This window comes from Streptomyces sp. NPDC020362, from assembly GCF_040642095.1.
Lineage (GTDB): Bacteria > Actinomycetota > Actinomycetes > Streptomycetales > Streptomycetaceae > Streptomyces.
On sequence record NZ_JBFAET010000109.1, the window covers coordinates 16,782 to 31,599 of the forward strand.

The 14,818-nt window shown below is 71.3% G+C and carries 13 protein-coding genes and 1 tRNA gene; 8 read left to right on the plus strand and 6 right to left on the minus strand.

Going from position 1 to position 14,818, the window contains the following annotated elements; genetic code table 11:
- Positions 1–2: 2 nt before the first annotated feature.
- The 4 genes from AB0H32_RS30415 to AB0H32_RS30430 all read left to right on the plus strand — a co-directional run bounded on the left by AB0H32_RS30415 (position 3) and on the right by AB0H32_RS30430 (position 3,304).
- Complete coding sequence (locus AB0H32_RS30415; RefSeq protein WP_361126915.1) at positions 3–320, plus strand: SpdD-like protein; 318 nt, start codon at positions 3–5, stop codon at positions 318–320.
- A gap of 127 nt (positions 321–447) precedes the next feature.
- Positions 448–1,824: a replication initiator protein RepSA gene (gene repSA / locus AB0H32_RS30420; RefSeq protein ID WP_361126918.1), complete on the plus strand. Its 1,377-nt coding sequence runs from the start codon at positions 448–450 to the stop codon at positions 1,822–1,824.
- A 2-nt stretch (positions 1,825–1,826) separates the two neighbouring features.
- On the plus strand, positions 1,827–2,024 hold the full coding sequence (locus AB0H32_RS30425; RefSeq protein ID WP_067314647.1) for a helix-turn-helix domain-containing protein: 198 nt from the start codon (positions 1,827–1,829) through the stop codon (positions 2,022–2,024).
- A complete protein-coding gene (locus AB0H32_RS30430) occupies positions 2,024–3,304 on the plus strand; it encodes a tyrosine-type recombinase/integrase (RefSeq protein ID WP_361126921.1) in 1,281 nt (426 codons plus the stop codon). The genes AB0H32_RS30425 and AB0H32_RS30430 overlap by 1 nt, the downstream gene beginning before the upstream one ends.
- Before the next feature lie 358 nt (positions 3,305–3,662).
- Here the strand turns inward: AB0H32_RS30430 and AB0H32_RS30435 are convergent, their stop codons facing one another.
- The 4 genes from AB0H32_RS30435 to AB0H32_RS30450 all read right to left on the minus strand — a co-directional run bounded on the left by AB0H32_RS30435 (position 3,663) and on the right by AB0H32_RS30450 (position 10,445).
- Complete coding sequence (locus AB0H32_RS30435) at positions 3,663–5,009, minus strand: TQXA domain-containing protein (RefSeq protein ID WP_361126950.1); 1,347 nt, start codon at positions 5,007–5,009, stop codon at positions 3,663–3,665.
- A gap of 545 nt (positions 5,010–5,554) precedes the next feature.
- Positions 5,555–6,022 (minus strand): single-stranded DNA-binding protein, encoded by a 468-nt coding sequence (locus AB0H32_RS30440; RefSeq protein ID WP_361126924.1) that lies wholly within the window; start codon positions 6,020–6,022, stop codon positions 5,555–5,557.
- 341 nt (positions 6,023–6,363) lie between these two features.
- A complete protein-coding gene (locus AB0H32_RS30445) occupies positions 6,364–8,835 on the minus strand; it encodes a GTPase (protein WP_361126927.1) in 2,472 nt (823 codons plus the stop codon).
- Between the two features lie 2 nt (positions 8,836–8,837).
- Positions 8,838–10,445 carry a dynamin family protein gene (locus AB0H32_RS30450; RefSeq protein WP_361126930.1) on the minus strand — a complete coding sequence of 536 codons (1,608 nt, stop codon included), beginning with the start codon at positions 10,443–10,445 and terminating at the stop codon, positions 8,838–8,840.
- A 271-nt stretch (positions 10,446–10,716) separates the two neighbouring features.
- Between AB0H32_RS30450 and AB0H32_RS30455 the strand changes: the two genes are divergently transcribed.
- Positions 10,717–10,792, plus strand: a tRNA-Arg gene (locus AB0H32_RS30455).
- 475 nt (positions 10,793–11,267) lie between these two features.
- On the opposite strand, the gene AB0H32_RS30460 is transcribed toward AB0H32_RS30455, so the two are convergent.
- Both AB0H32_RS30460 and AB0H32_RS30465 read right to left on the minus strand, forming a co-directional pair.
- On the minus strand, positions 11,268–11,549 hold the full coding sequence (locus AB0H32_RS30460) for a hypothetical protein (protein WP_361126933.1): 282 nt from the start codon (positions 11,547–11,549) through the stop codon (positions 11,268–11,270).
- Between the two features lie 75 nt (positions 11,550–11,624).
- On the minus strand, positions 11,625–12,383 hold the full coding sequence (locus AB0H32_RS30465; protein WP_361126936.1) for a hypothetical protein: 759 nt from the start codon (positions 12,381–12,383) through the stop codon (positions 11,625–11,627).
- Positions 12,384–13,055: 672 nt separating this feature from the next.
- On the opposite strand from AB0H32_RS30465, the gene AB0H32_RS30470 reads away from it, so the two are divergent.
- The 3 genes from AB0H32_RS30470 to AB0H32_RS30480 all read left to right on the plus strand — a co-directional run bounded on the left by AB0H32_RS30470 (position 13,056) and on the right by AB0H32_RS30480 (position 14,698).
- The gene (locus AB0H32_RS30470; RefSeq protein ID WP_361126939.1) at positions 13,056–13,547 is read left to right on the plus strand and encodes a hypothetical protein; all 492 of its coding nucleotides are present in this window, start codon (positions 13,056–13,058) and stop codon (positions 13,545–13,547) included.
- A gap of 222 nt (positions 13,548–13,769) precedes the next feature.
- Positions 13,770–14,075 (plus strand): hypothetical protein, encoded by a 306-nt coding sequence (locus AB0H32_RS30475; RefSeq protein ID WP_361126941.1) that lies wholly within the window; start codon positions 13,770–13,772, stop codon positions 14,073–14,075.
- Between the two features lie 329 nt (positions 14,076–14,404).
- Positions 14,405–14,698, plus strand: coding sequence for a hypothetical protein (locus AB0H32_RS30480; RefSeq protein WP_361126944.1), 294 nt, complete (start codon positions 14,405–14,407; stop codon positions 14,696–14,698).
- The last annotated feature ends 120 nt before the right edge of the window (positions 14,699–14,818 follow it).

Sequence of the window (14,818 nt, forward strand, 5' to 3'; positions counted from 1 at the left end):
TCATGTTCCGGCCCAAGCTCCCGACCATGCCGCAGCCCACTGGCCTGACCACCCCGCCCGCCGTCGTCGAGCCGACCACCATCACCCGGAGCACCCCAGTCCCGCCGCCGGCACCCGTCACCCCCGCCTCGTCCCGGCCGGTCGTCCAGCTCACCCCCGGCACCGCCCTCGCCCTCGTCGGCAGCGGCACGGCCGTCGTCCTGGTCCTCGGAGCCGTCCTGGTCTCCCTGCTCCTGGCGGTCGCCATCACCGGCGCCTCGGTCGCCGTCTGCGCGGTCGTCCTGCGCTCCCTGCTCGCCTCCGACGCCAAACGCCGCTGACCGGCCCCCGGGCGGCCTCGATACCGCCAAGCATCCGCCGCCCGGGCGCCGTCCCTGTCCGATCTCGCGACCGAAAGGAACACCCAGCATGGCCCACCGCGCCTCACCCGCAACACTGAGGGCGCCCATGCCAGACACGCTGCTCGACCCGATCACCCTCGGGGACGTGCTCCGAGTGGCCTCGGCCTCCGACTACGCCCGCTGGGAAGACCAGATCCGCCGCACCGGCGGCTGCTCCGACCCGATCCACCTCACCGGCTGGATCCTCCACAAGGACAAGACCAACGGCGAGACCCTGCACCACTACTCCACCGCGAACGAGCCGGGCGGACGCCTCCGCCTCGCCTGCGGCAACCGCCGCGCATCCCGCTGCCCGTCCTGCGCCTGGACCTACACGGGCGACACCTACCACCTGATCCGCGTCGGCCTGGCCGGAGACGACCGCCGCGATGTCCCCGCCACCGTCCGCGATCACCCGCGCGTCTTCGCCACCCTCACAGCCCCATCGTTCGGCCCGGTCCACAACCGCCCCGATCACAGCACCTGCCGCTGCGGCACCGCGCACGCGCCCGACGCTCCGGAACTGGGCACTGCCCTCGACCCGGACACCTACGACTACGCGGGCGCCGTGCTGTTCAACAACCACGCCGGTCAGCTCTGGCAGCGCTTCGCCACCCGACTCCGCCGCGAACTCGCCGCCCGCGCAGGCCTGCCCCGCCGGGAACTCGCCGAACACCTTCGCGTCTCGTACGGCAAGGTCGCCGAATTCCAGAAGCGCGGAGCCCTGCATTTCCATGCCGTCGTACGCCTCGACGGCCCAGAGGGACCCGGGACGCCACCGCCCGCCTGGGCCACGGTCGATCTGCTCACGGACGCGCTACGCGCCGCGGCAGCGCACTCATACACATCCGTCTCGGTGCCGGCTGCCAGCGACCAGCCCACCCGAACGTTCCGATGGGGCCGACAGCTCGACGTCCGCCCGGTCAAGGCCTTCGGCGACGGCTCCGATGTCACCGAACAGGCCGTTGCCTCGTACGTGGCCAAGTACGCCACCAAGGCCGCAGAGAACACCGGCACCCTGGACCGCCGCATCGGCGAACTCGCCGAACTCGACCGCCACCAGGTCCCCGACCACACCCGTCGGCTCATCACCGCGTGCCGCGACCTGGACAGCCTGTACCCGGACCGGCGCCTCTGGGCCTGGGCTCACATGCTCGGCTTCCGCGGGCACTTCTCGTCCAAGTCGCGCGCCTACTCCACCACCCTCGGCGCCCTCCGCCAGGAACGCGCCGACTACCGCGCCGCCCAGGAAGCCTCCGCCCTCGGCCTCGACGACCGCGAGCCGGACACCGTCCTCGTCCTGACCGACTGGCAGTACGCCGGCCACGGCCACACGCCGGGCGAAGCCGCCCTCGCCACAACCATCGCGCGCGGCCTCCAGACCAACCGCGAGACCGCCCGCGACGCCCTGCGTGACCAGCTCGACGCTGAAAGGGAGTGCTGACCATGGCCGCAGAACTTCCGAACCGGTTCCTGACCCCTGAGGACCTGGTTGAGATGTTCGAACTCCCCAGTGTCGAGACGGTCTACCAGTGGCGGCGCAAGCACACCGGTCCGCGCGGCTTCCGTGTCGGCCGGCACCTCCGCTTCGACCCGACCGACGTGCGGGCCTGGGTGGACACCCAGCTCGGGGAGGCCGCCTAATGGCTGGACACATCCAGGACCGCTGGTACAGAACCGAGGTCGGCGCGAACGGCAAGCCGCACAGGGTCAAGACCGAACGTCACGGCACGGGCATGCGCTATCGAGCCCGGTACATCGGCCCGGACGGCACAGAGAAGGCCAAGAGCTTCCCTGACAAACAAAAGCGGTTGGCGGACCAGTGGCTGTCCAACATCGAAGCCGACATGGCGCGCGGGCAGTACATCGACCCGCGAGCGGCCCGGACAACGTTCCGGGAGTACACGGACCGCTGGCTCGCCTCGCTCACGACTGATCTGACCAGCCGGGCCGCCGTGGAGGGTCGACTGCGCTTACACGCTCTTCCCTATCTCGGCACCCGCCCCATCGGCTCGTTCCAGCCTGAGCACATCCGCGAGTGGAACCGCCAGTTGGAAGACGCCGTGGCGTCAGCCCAATATCGGCGCCTCATCTTCGACGCGGTCTCTTCCGTGCTCAACGCGGCCGTAGATGACCGTCTGCTGGCCTCGAACCCCTGCCGGGCCCGATCAGTCAAGGCTCCCCGTCCTACGCCGACACGCGTGCATCCGTGGTCCGCTAAGCATGTCTTCGGCGTACGAGCCGGTCTCCCTGAGCGCTACCGAGCCATGGTCGACCTCGGCGCCGGATGCGGGCTGCGACAGGGCGAGATCTTCGGCCTTGCCGTCGACAGCATCGGGGATCTCGGCTGGCTGTACGTCCGCCAGCAGGTGAAGAAGGTTCGCGGCACGCTCGTCTTCGCCCCGCCCAAGCGCGGCAAGCTCCGTGACATCCCGCTCGACCCGGAAGTGTCGGCTGCACTCCGCGAGCACCTGGAGCGCTACCCGCCCGTTGAAGTGACCTTGCCTTGGCTGACCCCGACCGGCTCCAAGGTCACGCACCGGCTCGTCTTCACGAGCAGCATCGGCGCCGCCATCTGGAGCCAGGGGTTCAACGACCAGGCGTGGAAGCCCGCGCTGGCATCCGCCGGCATCATCCCGACGCCCGACAAAGGGCAGCGCTACGCGGCAGCCCGCGAACACGGCATGCACGCTCTCCGCCACTTCTACGCCTCGGTACTCCTGGACGCTGGAGAGAGCATCAAGGCTCTGAGCCTCTACCTCGGCCACAGCGACCCGGGGTTCACCCTGCGCGTCTACACGCACCTCATGCCGTCCAGCGAGACACGGACCCGGAAGGCCATTTCCGCGTTGTACCGGGCCGCCGGTCACGCTCATGACGGCCCGAAGACGGGCGACGGCCCAGGGACGGCCCAAGCCGCCTGACACGGCCCCTCATTGGCGAAGAAACCGCTGGTGAGGGGCCTTTTCATGCCCCCGGGCGGTAAGTAACACCCCATCTTGCCGTACGGCCACCCCTGGGCGGAAACTCGTCCGGCCAGGGGCCTGTGACCTGGGGGTTCGCCACCGACGACCGTGGCTCGTCTGTCACTGTGGGGCGCTGCCGGGTGTCCTCGGGGCGCCGGACGGCCCGCAGACGGCCCAGTCGTGACGGCGCAGCGTCCGGGTGATCGCGGGAGATCCTGTCTCTCTCCCCCCGGGGGGCCGACCCTGTCCCCCTCCGGGGGCCAACCGTGTCTCCCGCCTGGGGGCCGACCCCGCCGGCCCCCGGGGAGGGAGGGTGTCACTCCTCCGGCTGGGTCTCCTTGCGGCGCAGTATCACCAGTGCCGCGCCACCGATCACCACCAGGCCGATGGCCACCCCCGCGATCATCGGAGTGATCGCGGAGCCGCCCGTCGCGGCGAGGTCGGTGTCGGTCGTGGCGGTGTTTCCGCCCACCGATGCGGGCCTGGGCTCGCCGAGGGTCTGGGCGGATTTCGTGGTCAGCGCGCCCTGGGGCTTGCAGTCGAGGATGCCCGTGAAGCGCCGGCTGAAGCCGTTCGGTCCGGTGATCGTGAAGTCGTAGGCCTGGTCCTCCTGGAGCGGGACGGACACCGTGCGGGAGGCCCCGGCGGGAATGGTGTGCTCGGCGCCCATCAGCTGGAAGGTGAAGGGCTGGTCGCCCTTGTTGGCCGCGGTGACGTCCACGGCTCCCCTGGCGCAGTTCTTCCGGGCCGACACGGCCGGTATGGCGCCCTTGGCCGCCCAGGTGGCGCCCGCGGTCGCGGAGACCGTCGACTCGCTGGAACCGGCCAGGATCTGGGTCTGGCTGCGGCTGTCGGAGGCGAAGGCCCGACCCACCGGCACCGTGGTCGACGCCTGAACGGTCAGCTCGGCGGAACCGTCCGGGGCGTCCTTGGGGATGTCGAAGTACAGCCGGCTGCCGTCCTGCGCCGACGTGATCACCTTGCCGGTCTTGTCGATGATCCGGACCCCGCTGGTGGCCGCGTCCGCGGGCGGGACCACCGTGACGCCACTCGCGTTGGTGTGCACGGTCACCGGCCCGAGCAGACCACCGGGGCGCCCGGAGACCTCGGGCGGGTCCAGGGTCAGCGAGGCCTGCGGCTCGCTGGTGTTCCGGGCGGTCTTCTCCAGGTAGTCGGCGAGCTTCTCGGCCTCGGGATCCACGGCGTCGACCTTCGCACCGTCCGAGTAGCGCCAGATGGCCACCTGGGTGCCGGCCGCCGCGTCCTGCTCGGTCAGACCGCCGGCGCCCGCCCGCCGGGCGAGTGCCGCGAGGTCGTTGACCTGGGGGTAGGAGTTCTGCAGGATCCAGCGGATCCGGCCGGCGTCCCGGTTGGCTCCCAGCGAGGTGCTGCTCCAGGGCGTCTCCTGGTAGCGGGCGTCACGCTGGGTGGGGCTGTGGATGTCGATGCAGTAGGTCTGCAGGGTGCCGCCGCCGTCCACGGACATCTCGAACAGGCCCGCGGCCACCTGCTGGTCACCGCCGTCCTCATGGATCACGGCCTGGCCGTAGGTCTTCAGGCCGTTGATCGTGGCCGTCGCGCCGCCCTCGGTCTGCGGTCTCCCGTCGGCCACGGCCGTACCGGCGCCGGACAGCACACCCGCTGCCACCAGACCGGAGACCATCGTCACGGCACCGAGGCGGGCCACTGTGACGGACCGAGGAAACCCAGACAACGCAGCAAGCACAGAATTCCCCTTCGAGCAGGACCCGTTGGACGTGGGGGACGGTCCCACCAGCAGAATCGGCAGCCCCGAGGGGCACGCCCGGCATCCTATGGATCACGCGCACCTTGCCCAGCCGGTCAGATCGTCTGATGGCCGATCCGATCCGGAATCGTTATCGCCGGGACCGAACGCAAGCTGCGGTTATCGACAAATCCACCGACTCGGTCGAGGCGTTGGGGATGCCGAGCGCGTCGGAGCCACATGCGCAGACCAGCCGGGGAGCACGAGCATGGGTCGCGGAGCGTGGATCGCCGAGCATGGAGCGCGAGCACGGATCGTGAACTGCGAGCACTGATCGTGGACTGCAGATCGTGGGATCGCGATCCGTCAGTTTGCCGGTGGAGTCGGCGGAACGGCTGGAGTCGACGAAGCCGGTGGCGCGGGCGGAGCTGGTGGATCCGGTGACGGCGGAGCGGTGGCTCGGGGGTGTCACCCCCGTGATGTCACGTCACCGCCGCTGGTTCCGGGTGCTGTTGGGCCCGGTCGCCGTCCGGGGTGGCGGCCGGTGTCTCCCAGTTGGGCTCCGGCCGTACCGTCGCCGGCGCCTCCGGTTTGGCCGCGCGGCGGAAGGCCGCGGTGCCCCGGGCCAGGTCGTGGCCGACGGCCACCGCGTCGATGTCGGCCGACGTCCGGCTCTGCTGCCCCTCGCGCTGCTCCGTGCGCACCTTCAGCCGCCCCTGCACGACCACGGGCTGCCCCACCTCCACCGAGGCCATCACGTTGACGGCGAGCTGGCGGTTGGCCCACACCGTGAAGAAGTTGGTGTGCCCGTCCGTCCAGGCGCTCTTCTCCCGGTCCCAGTAACGCGAGGTCACCGCCAGCCGGAACCGCGCCGACGGACCCGCCGCCAGCTCCCGGTACACCGGCGGCGTCGCCACGTTGCCCACCACACAGATCACGGTCTCGTTCATCGCGAACCCCTCCCTCGCCCGGCCGCCCCTTGCCGCCGGGCGGACACGCCTACGGGCCCCTCCCGTACGGCTGCGTCTGCCGTGCCCGGCGCACGCGTCCCGCGCACGCCGTCGCACTTCACACCGGTCGACGACACCGCTCGCCCTGCCTCTCGCCGGGCGTGCGACGCGATCGCCGTGTGATCAGACTGCCTCCGCCGGGCCGGGCCCGCTGAGCGCTGTGGACGACCTCCCACCTGTGGAAAACCCCGCCACCCCAAGGAGTGACGGACGTCCCCCGGACCCCTCCCCCACCCCCACCGGCGCCCCCTTCCCGGCGCCGGCACTCTCCCCGGCCGGCCTCACCCCACCCCGGCCCGCGCCACCCGCCCGTACTGCTCCCGTACCTCCCGGTACCGCAGCAGCTCCGCCGCCAGCGGATCGAGCACCCGGGCCCGCCCGCAGCCCGCGGCCGCCTCCCGCAGCCGCCGTTCGGCATCCTGGCCGTACCGCCGCGCCGGGCCCCGGGCCGCCATCCGACAGCCCCACTCCACCATCGGCCCACCGACGATCCCGCACACCATCAGCAGCACCGGCACGCCCAGGTTGGGCGCCATGACACCGGCGATCTGGCCTGCCAGCCACGCGCCGCCCACGATCTGCAGCAGGGTCATGGCCGCCTGGACCAGCACCGCGACCGGCCACCATCCCGGCCGCGGCGGTCGTCCCGGCGGCAGCCCGGCCCGCGCCGCCAGGTCGTCCAGTGCCTCGGACAGACCCTGGGACCCGCGTGCGGCTGCCTCGCGCACCGCCTGTGCCCAGGGCGCGGGCAGCCCGGCAGAGGCCCGGTCGGACACCGAACGGACGGCCTGCTCGACCCGCTGGCGGGCCGTGGCCTCCTCGTCGGCCTGGGGGCGGACCGGGATCCGGCCGGTCGTGTGTTCGCCGCGGCTCTGGTACCAGCGCCACAGCCGCAGCCAGGGGGTGCCGCAGGCACGGTTGGCATTGCGCAGCCAGGCACGTTCGGCGGCCTCCCCGGCCGCGATGGCGCCCACCGCGTCGGCGAGGCGGGCGGCGAACTCCTCGCGTGCCTCCTCGCTGAGGCCGACGGGCCGGCCGGTGGCATAGACGGGCCGCAACCGGTCCGCCGCGGTGTCCAGGTCGGCCGCGACCCTGCGGGACGGCGCACCGCGCTCGGCCACGAATTCGCCGAGCGACTCGCGCAGTTCACCGACGCCGTCGCCGGTGAGCGCGGACAGCGCGAGCACGGTGGCGCCCGGTTCGCCGTACTCGCCGAGCGCCACGCCGTCCTCGTCCAGCAGCCGGCGCAGATCGTCCAGGACCTGGTCGGCGGCCTCCCCGGGCAGCCGGTCGATCTGGTTGAGGACGACGAACATGACCTCCGCGTGGCCGGACATGGGCCGCAGATAGCGCTCGTGGAGGACGGCGTCGGCGTACTTCTCCGGGTCGACCACCCAGATGACCGCGTCGACGAGCTTCAGGATCCGGTCGACCTGTTCGCGGTGCTGCACCGCCGCCGAGTCGTGGTCGGGCAGGTCGATCAGGACCAGCCCGCTCAGCTGTGCGTCGCCCTCCGGTCCCTGCACGGGCCGCCGGCGCAGCCGGCCGGGGATGCCGAGCCGGTCGATCAGGCCCGCCGCGCCGTCGCTCCAGCTGCACGCGATCGGGGCCGCGGTCGTGGGACGCCGCACGCCCGTCTCCGAAATGGCGACACCGGCGAGCGCGTTGAACAGCTGCGATTTTCCGCTGCCGGTGGCGCCCGCGATGGCGACCACGGTGTGCTGTCCGGAGAGCTTGCGGCGGGCGGCCGCCTCCTCCAGGACGCGGCCCGCCTCGGCGAGGGTGCTGCTGTCCAGGCGGGTACGGGAGAGGCCGACGAGTTCCCGCAGGGCGTCCAGTCGGGAGCGGAGGTGACCGTCGTAGGCCAGCCGTGCGGGGGTACGGCCGCCCGGACCACGGCTCGGCTTGTCGAGGGCGGGGCCGCGTCCGCCGGCCAGGGCGTCCTCGGTGCTGTCGGTCACGCGCCGGGCGATCAGACCGTCGTCCCAGACCTCGGTGGGGTCGGCCTCCGCGTCCGGGCCGAGGCCGACCGCCCCGCCGTCCCCGGCCCTGGCCGCTTCCTCGCCCTTCCTGGCGCTCCTGCTCTTCCCGGCGTCCCCGCCCGTCCCCGCGCCCTTGGCCGTTCCTCGGCTGCCGGCGGCTCCGCCGTTGCCGGCCATACCGCCGTTGCCGGCCATACCGCCGTTGCCGGCCGTTCCGACGGTGCCGGCCGTTCCACTGCGCCTGGCCGCTGCGCCGTTCCTGGCCACGGCACTGTTCCTGGCCGCTGCGCCGTCCCTGGCCGTTTCGCCGTCCTTGAGGCGGGCGCGCGCACCCCTCCCCGCGTCGGCGTCCCGATCCACCACGCGCGCGTGCCGCTCCCGGTCCGCGCCGTCCGCCCGCTCCTCGGACGCACGAGCACGCCGCTCCCGGTCCGGACCCTCTGCCCGCTCCTGGGACACGCGCGCGTGCCGGACGCCGTCCGTCCGTGTGTTCCGGTCGTCCGGCTCGGCGCCGGTGCCGGACTCGGCAGCCTTGTCCGGGGAGGTGCCGTTCGCTGGGCGGCCCTCGGCGGGGCCCGCGTCCGTCGGCCGCTGGCGGTCACCGCCCTCGCCGTCGGGCCGTCCGTTCGCGCCGTTCGCGGACCCGGGCTGCGCTGCCGCGGAGCCATCGGCCTGCTCGCTGTGTCCCATGCGGTTCAGTTGATTGAGTTGGTTCAGGTGATCCATGTGATCGGTGTGGTCCGTGTGGTCTTGGTCGGCAACGGCGGTCACGGTCACCTCTCCTTCTGCAGTACGGACAGCGCGGCAATGAGTTCGGTCTGCGGATCGGCGTGGACGCCCAGGGCGTCGAGCGGGGCGAGGCGCCGTTCCCGCTCGCGGTGCATGACGCGGTCGACGTGCTCGGTCAGCAGGCGCCCGGCCCGGTCGCGGATCCGCAGCGCGCCGTGGGGACCGATCCGCTGGGCGAGCCCCTCGCCCGCGTTGCGTGCCCGGCGACCACCCAGCAGCACGGTGGCGACCAGAGCTGCGACGGCCTCGGAGTCGGGGGCGCCGTTGCGCTCCAGTTCCCGCACTTCGTCCTCGGCGTACTCCTCCAGCTCGCGCCGCCAGCGCCGGGTCGCGAGCCCGATGCGGTGCTCGGCGCTCGCCATGGAGGGGTCCCGGCCCGCCAGCTCGGGGGCGTCGGCGGCGGGCTCGCGCCGCCAGACCTCCTCGACGCGTTCGTCGGCCGCGGTGACGGAGCACAGCAGCAGCGCGGCGAGACTCTCCACGAGCGCGTCCAGCAGTTCGCCCGCGGTGCAGTCGAGCGGGAAGGCCCGCCACCGCTTGAGTGCGTCCCCGGCGAGCACGGCCCCGGACTGCAGTCGGCTGCGCACGCGCGCGTCCTCGGTGTCGTACGCGCTGTCGATGGCGGCGGTGAGCCGCAGCGCGGCCGCGTACTGGGCGGCGGCAGCGCCGGCCAGCTCGGGCACGCGCGACTTCAGCGAGTCGAGGAGGCCGTACGCCGTGCGGGCCATGACCTGCTGGCGGGCCCCCGCGTCCTGGGCGTGGTGGACGAGCCAGGTGCGCAGGGCTGCCACGGCGCTGGCGGGCAGCAGACCGCCGCCCCAGGCCGACTCGGGCAGCTCGGGCACGGTGAAACGGGGTACGTCGCCGAGTCCCGCCTTGGTGAGCAGGGCGCCGTACTGCCGGGAGACCTCCGAGACGACCTGGTGGGGCACGCGGTCGAGGACGCTCACCAGGGTGGCGTCGTACTCCTTGGCGGTGCGCAGCAGGTGCCAGGGGATGGCGTCGGCGTAGCGAGCCGCCGTGGTGACCATGACCCAGACGTCGGCGGCGCAGATCAGTTCCGCGGCCAGGACGCGGTTGTCTGCGGCCAGTGAGTCGATGTCGGGGGCGTCGAGCAGGGCGATCCCGCGCGGGAGGGTGTCGGCGGTCTCCAGGCGCAGCACGCGTGCCGGGTTCTCGCCCGGGACCAGGAGCTCGTCACCCCCCTCCTGGTCTGGCACCCACACACGGGTGAGGTCGGGGAGCACGCGCATGCCGCTGAACCAGTGATGGTCGTCGGGATGACAGACCAGGACCGGTGTGCGCGTGGTCGGCCGCAGCACGCCCGCCTCGCTGACCCGCCGTCCCACGAGGGAGTTCACGAGGGTCGACTTGCCGGCACCGGTGGAACCGCCGACGACCGCGAGCAGCGGCGCGTCGGGGTCCCGCAGCCGGGGCACCAAGTAGTCGTCGAGCTGGGCGAGCAGCTCGTCGCGGTTGGCACGCGCGCGTGGGGCCCCGACCAGGGGCAGCGGAAAGCGTGCGGCAGCGACACGGTCGCGCAGAGCGGAGAGTGTGTCGAGCAGCTGAGGCCGAACGTCCAAGGTCACCACATGCGAAGAATGCCCAATTTTAGGGGAATTCTGAAGCATATGGACATCTCAGCGTGCCGATGGAACACATCGGGCGTAAGGGATGACTGGGACGCAGGCACAGTCCAGGCATAACGAGTGCACAACACCCTGTGCCTCGGGCGCCAAAAGCGGTGCACGATTCGTACCTGCCTGCGATTATCAGGACCGCTTCACCGAACCTCCACATCGAGCCACGGAGGCGAAGCAGCCGGGTCGAGGAACGGGGAGCCTTATCCTTGTCCCGCACCAGGCCCCCGTAGCTCAGTGGATAGAGCAGGCGCCTTCTAAGCGCTTGGCCGCAGGTTCGAGTCCTGCCGGGGGCGCCACTCGACCTCTGGCCTCTGCGCGGCAGGCAAGCCGCGCCAAACAGACCGTGACGGCGTTCAGGGCGCGCCCAGGGGCGACAGGCCACAGGCGCGGGCGACGGCCGCGCGCGGCGCGCCGACTGTCCACGCAGGCATGGATCAAGCCTCGCACCGGTGGATCAGCCTTCGAGCGACCGGCCCGGCATCCGTCCCGCCCGGCGACGCGGCCTCCGTCCCGCCCGGCGACGCGGCCTCCGTCCCGCCCGGCGGCCCGGCATCCGTCTCACCCGGCGCCCCGGCGCCGCACGGCGCGCCCGGCCCGGTCGCGGCCCGGAGACCGGGCACCTGCCCAGTGTCGATCATGCTCCGGCCCGTACGCCAACGCCGTTCCCGCTTCGTGGAGTTGCCGGGCGCCGGCGGGTTTGCACAACAGCGCGTCAGCGGGGGCGAGTGCCCCCGCTGACGCGCTGTGCGGCGTTCGCGGTCGTGGGACCGGTCAGAACGCCCGGCTGTTGCAGCCCATGTCCGAGCCGAGGTGGCTGGGCTGCGCACCCGGGGAACCCTCGCCGTTGAGTGCGTTGCCCAGCGCGCCGTTGATGGCGCCGACGCTGCCAAGGATGCTGATGTTCATGTCATGCGAGCGGCACTCGATGCCCTGCGTGACGTCGAAGTCGTCGTGGCCCCGCTCACTGTGTGCCACGGCGGTGCCGACACCGAGGGAGCCGACAGTGCCGAGGACGGCGGCGCCGACGACGGCGAACTTGTGAAGCGTGCGCATGGATTCTCCGTTGGTCGAGCGGATGTGATCTGCAGCAGATCGAGTTGGGGGCGCCGGACGGGTACGGCGAGGTTGTCAGCCGAGTCGGGGCAGACCCAGCTGACCGACCGGAGGCGCCGCGACCTGTCCGAGGCCGAGCGGGGCAACCTCCGGCGCGCCGGGCGGCGCGATCAGCGGGTTGACGAGCGGGTTCACCTGCGGGTTGACCTGCGGGTTCACCTGAGGAGCGACATGCGGCGCGGGCTCCGGGTTGAAGGCCTGGGGCACGGCGACCTGCGGGGCGACCTGCGGCATGACCTGCGGCGCCGTCTGCGGGGTGACCTGGGGCACGACCTGGGCGGGCGGCTGCTGAGGAGCGGCCTGCGGGGCAGCCTGGGGCGCGGCGTACGGCGAGTTGGAAGCCTGCGCGAAGCCCCCCGAGGTGGCCGAGGCGGAGGCGTAACCGGTCTGCTGCTGCGGGGGCGGCGGAGGAGCGGCCTGCTGCATCGGCGGGGCGTACTGCGGCGGACCGGAGACCTGTGCACGGCCCGTCGAGTCGGAGGTGGCGGTGGCCTGCGCACCATTCGGCTGGGACCCCTGGTACTGGGGCGGTGCGTACTGGGGAGCCTGGTACTGAGGAGCCGCATACTGCGGTGCCGCGTACTGGGGAGGAGCCTGGTACTGGGGAGCCGAGTACTGCGGAGCCTGGTACTGGGGAGCCGGGTACTCGGGAGCTGGCACCGGAGCGGCACCGGGGTACCCGACTTGAGTGTCGGCATGGCTGACGCCGACGCCGATGGCGGACAGACCGCCGGCCGCTGCTACGACGAGCGCGGCCTTGTGAAGCTTGCGCATGAAACCCTCGGCCCTTCAATACCTGTACAGGGAAATCCGTTGCATTCAGTGCAGTCTTGCGTGCGCTCAGTCTGATGTTCGTACTGCGCCCTTACACGGGGAACTCTGGGCCGCCACGGACTTCACGCCGGAGCCGGCAGCGAATCCCCTCACCCCTCTCCGAGTCCATGGTCGCTGCCCTCTCTCAGCTGGCAACGACATTTCCCTCGGCCCAGTCACGGGATCCAAATATCCGTCACCCATTTGCCATCGACCGTATTATCGGTTCCGTTGTCGACCGATTCGGACCGGGTCAACACCGCACGGGTGACGCCGAGTTCGGACGTCGGACCCTGTCCCGTGCTCAGCGGCGACGGTCCGTCGTGCACAACTCGCCTGCGTAAGGCCATGATCGGCAAGTTCGCCGTTTCCCCGCACCGGACCGCGACCGTCGTCCGACGCGGCGAGCATGCCTCACACAGGAGCAAATGAAGCAATGCCACACGGCATTGAGGCAAATGAGTGACCACACCCCGGCTCCCGTGTCCGGAAGCTCGTTCACCTCGTTCCGCAGTGGGCCAGAACGAGGGTCCACCGCAGCCGCACCAGGGCAGCAAGAACAGCAACAGCCGCACTGGCTCATCAGCATTCCAATACGTTCCATGCACAGGTCAATGAAGGGCCGAGGGTTTCATGCGCAAACTTCAACAGGTCGCTCTCGTCGTCGCAGCAGCCGGTGGTCTGACCGGCATCGGCACCGGTTCCAGCCTCGCCGCCGCTCCCGTTGCGTACAACGGCAGCGTCCCGCCCCCCATTGCGCAGCAGGACGCCCAGGCCGGCGCGTACACCGCCTCCCGGGCCAACGCCAGTACGTACGGCACCCCGGCCCCGCAAGCGGCCCCGCAGCGGCCCACCGAGATCACCCCGCAGGTCAACCCGCAGGTGAGCCCGCAGATCAACCCGCAGATCTCTCCTCAGGCGACCCCCCAGGCGGCCCCGCAGGCGGCCCAGGCCGAGGGCGCTTCGTCGAGTCAGAACAACCTCTTCCGCCCGTACCAGGAGTGCAGCCCGCAGAACCTGCTCAACGCGAATCTCCCGGTTGCCCTGCTCGGCGCCTCCGAGACGCGCGGCATCAGCTGCACCCAGGCCAACAGCCAGGCGAACGCGGCCGCCAACGCGCACTAGGCAGCCGCTCCGCCGGACACCGACGCCCCGCACGGGCCCTTCGAGGAACGCTCTCGAAGGGCCCGTGCGTATGTGATGCGGCGTCAGAGTGCCTGCCGCGACCACTGAATCATGAATCCGGCGCGTCGCTGTCCCTTTTAGGATATTTCGGTACTAATCTCCCGTGACTGTAAGAAGTCGATCTGCCACAGATCGCATCCACTTCACTCCACCGGAGATGACATGCACAAGCTTCGCAAGGCCGCCGTCCTGGTCGCCGCCCTCGGTACCGTCGGACTCGTGAGCGCCGGTACCGCCACCGCCGGCGAGGGCGGCTGGGGCGGGGGCGGCAAGGACGGCGGCAAGGGCGACCGCTTCAGCGTCCTGCAGAGCTCCAACTGCAGGTCGCACGACCTGAACCTCGACGTCCTCGGCGAGGTCGGGCTCCTCAACGGCCTGCTGGGCAACGGGCTCAACGGCGAGGGCAACCCGGGCGCACAGGACACCCACATCGGCTCGACCATGGGCTGCAACAACAGCGCTTTCTAAGCGCATGACGGCCGCATAGGCGGCCCACTGCGGGACAACGGTCCCGGCATCGAGCCCCAGGCTCGACGCCGGGACCCCTTTTTTTGCTTCGAATTCCCACGCCGCAGCGACCAGGGGATCACCATTGTCAACCACAGCCGAACTGGCTGGGATTATATGCTGAAATAGCAATTCACTCACGGGGCGGAATTCCACACCGTCAATCAGGTGGCGACAATTCATCGAATTCGGCGCGTCGCCGATTGCTTACGGATATTTCTTATTAGCCTCCATAACTGTTCGAGCCGATCTGCCACAGATCGCATCCACTTCACTCCACCGGAGATGACATGCACAAGCTCCGCAAGGCCGCCGTCCTGGTCGCCGCCCTCGGCACCGTCGGACTCCTCGGTGCCGGCGCCGCCCAAGCCGACGGTCACGGCGGCTGGGGCCACGACGGCACCCGTGTCAAGATCGGACAGAGCACCACCTGCAGGTCGCACGACGCCAATGTCGACGTTCTCGGCGAGGTCGGCATCCTCAACGGCGTGGGCGGCAACCTGCTCAACGGTGAGGGCAACTCGGGTGCGCAGGAGAGCTCCCTGGGCTCGTCCATGGGCTGCAACAACAGCGTCGGCAAGTAAGGTCGGAACCCTTCCCCGGCGCCGCCGGCGGGGGGGCGGGGGCGCGGGGGGGTGTTTGGGGGCGCGCACCCGAATTGAGGCGCGCGGGCGGGGGCCGGGGGGCGCGGGGGCGGGGGGGCG

Coding starts and splice junctions, on each gene's coding strand:
- AB0H32_RS30480 (WP_361126944.1), top strand. CDS start 14,405: ATGCACAAGCTCCGCAAGGCCGCCGTCCTGGTCGCCGCCCTCGGCACC.
- repSA (WP_361126918.1), top strand. CDS start 448: ATGCCAGACACGCTGCTCGACCCGATCACCCTCGGGGACGTGCTCCGA.
- AB0H32_RS30465 (WP_361126936.1), bottom strand. CDS start 12,383: ATGCGCAAGCTTCACAAGGCCGCGCTCGTCGTAGCAGCGGCCGGCGGT.
- AB0H32_RS30475 (WP_361126941.1), top strand. CDS start 13,770: ATGCACAAGCTTCGCAAGGCCGCCGTCCTGGTCGCCGCCCTCGGTACC.
- AB0H32_RS30415 (WP_361126915.1), top strand. CDS start 3: ATGTTCCGGCCCAAGCTCCCGACCATGCCGCAGCCCACTGGCCTGACC.
- AB0H32_RS30425 (WP_067314647.1), top strand. CDS start 1,827: ATGGCCGCAGAACTTCCGAACCGGTTCCTGACCCCTGAGGACCTGGTT.
- AB0H32_RS30460 (WP_361126933.1), bottom strand. CDS start 11,549: ATGCGCACGCTTCACAAGTTCGCCGTCGTCGGCGCCGCCGTCCTCGGC.
- AB0H32_RS30470 (WP_361126939.1), top strand. CDS start 13,056: ATGCGCAAACTTCAACAGGTCGCTCTCGTCGTCGCAGCAGCCGGTGGT.
- AB0H32_RS30430 (WP_361126921.1), top strand. CDS start 2,024: ATGGCTGGACACATCCAGGACCGCTGGTACAGAACCGAGGTCGGCGCG.
- AB0H32_RS30440 (WP_361126924.1), bottom strand. CDS start 6,022: ATGAACGAGACCGTGATCTGTGTGGTGGGCAACGTGGCGACGCCGCCG.
- AB0H32_RS30435 (WP_361126950.1), bottom strand. CDS start 5,009: ATGGTCTCCGGTCTGGTGGCAGCGGGTGTGCTGTCCGGCGCCGGTACG.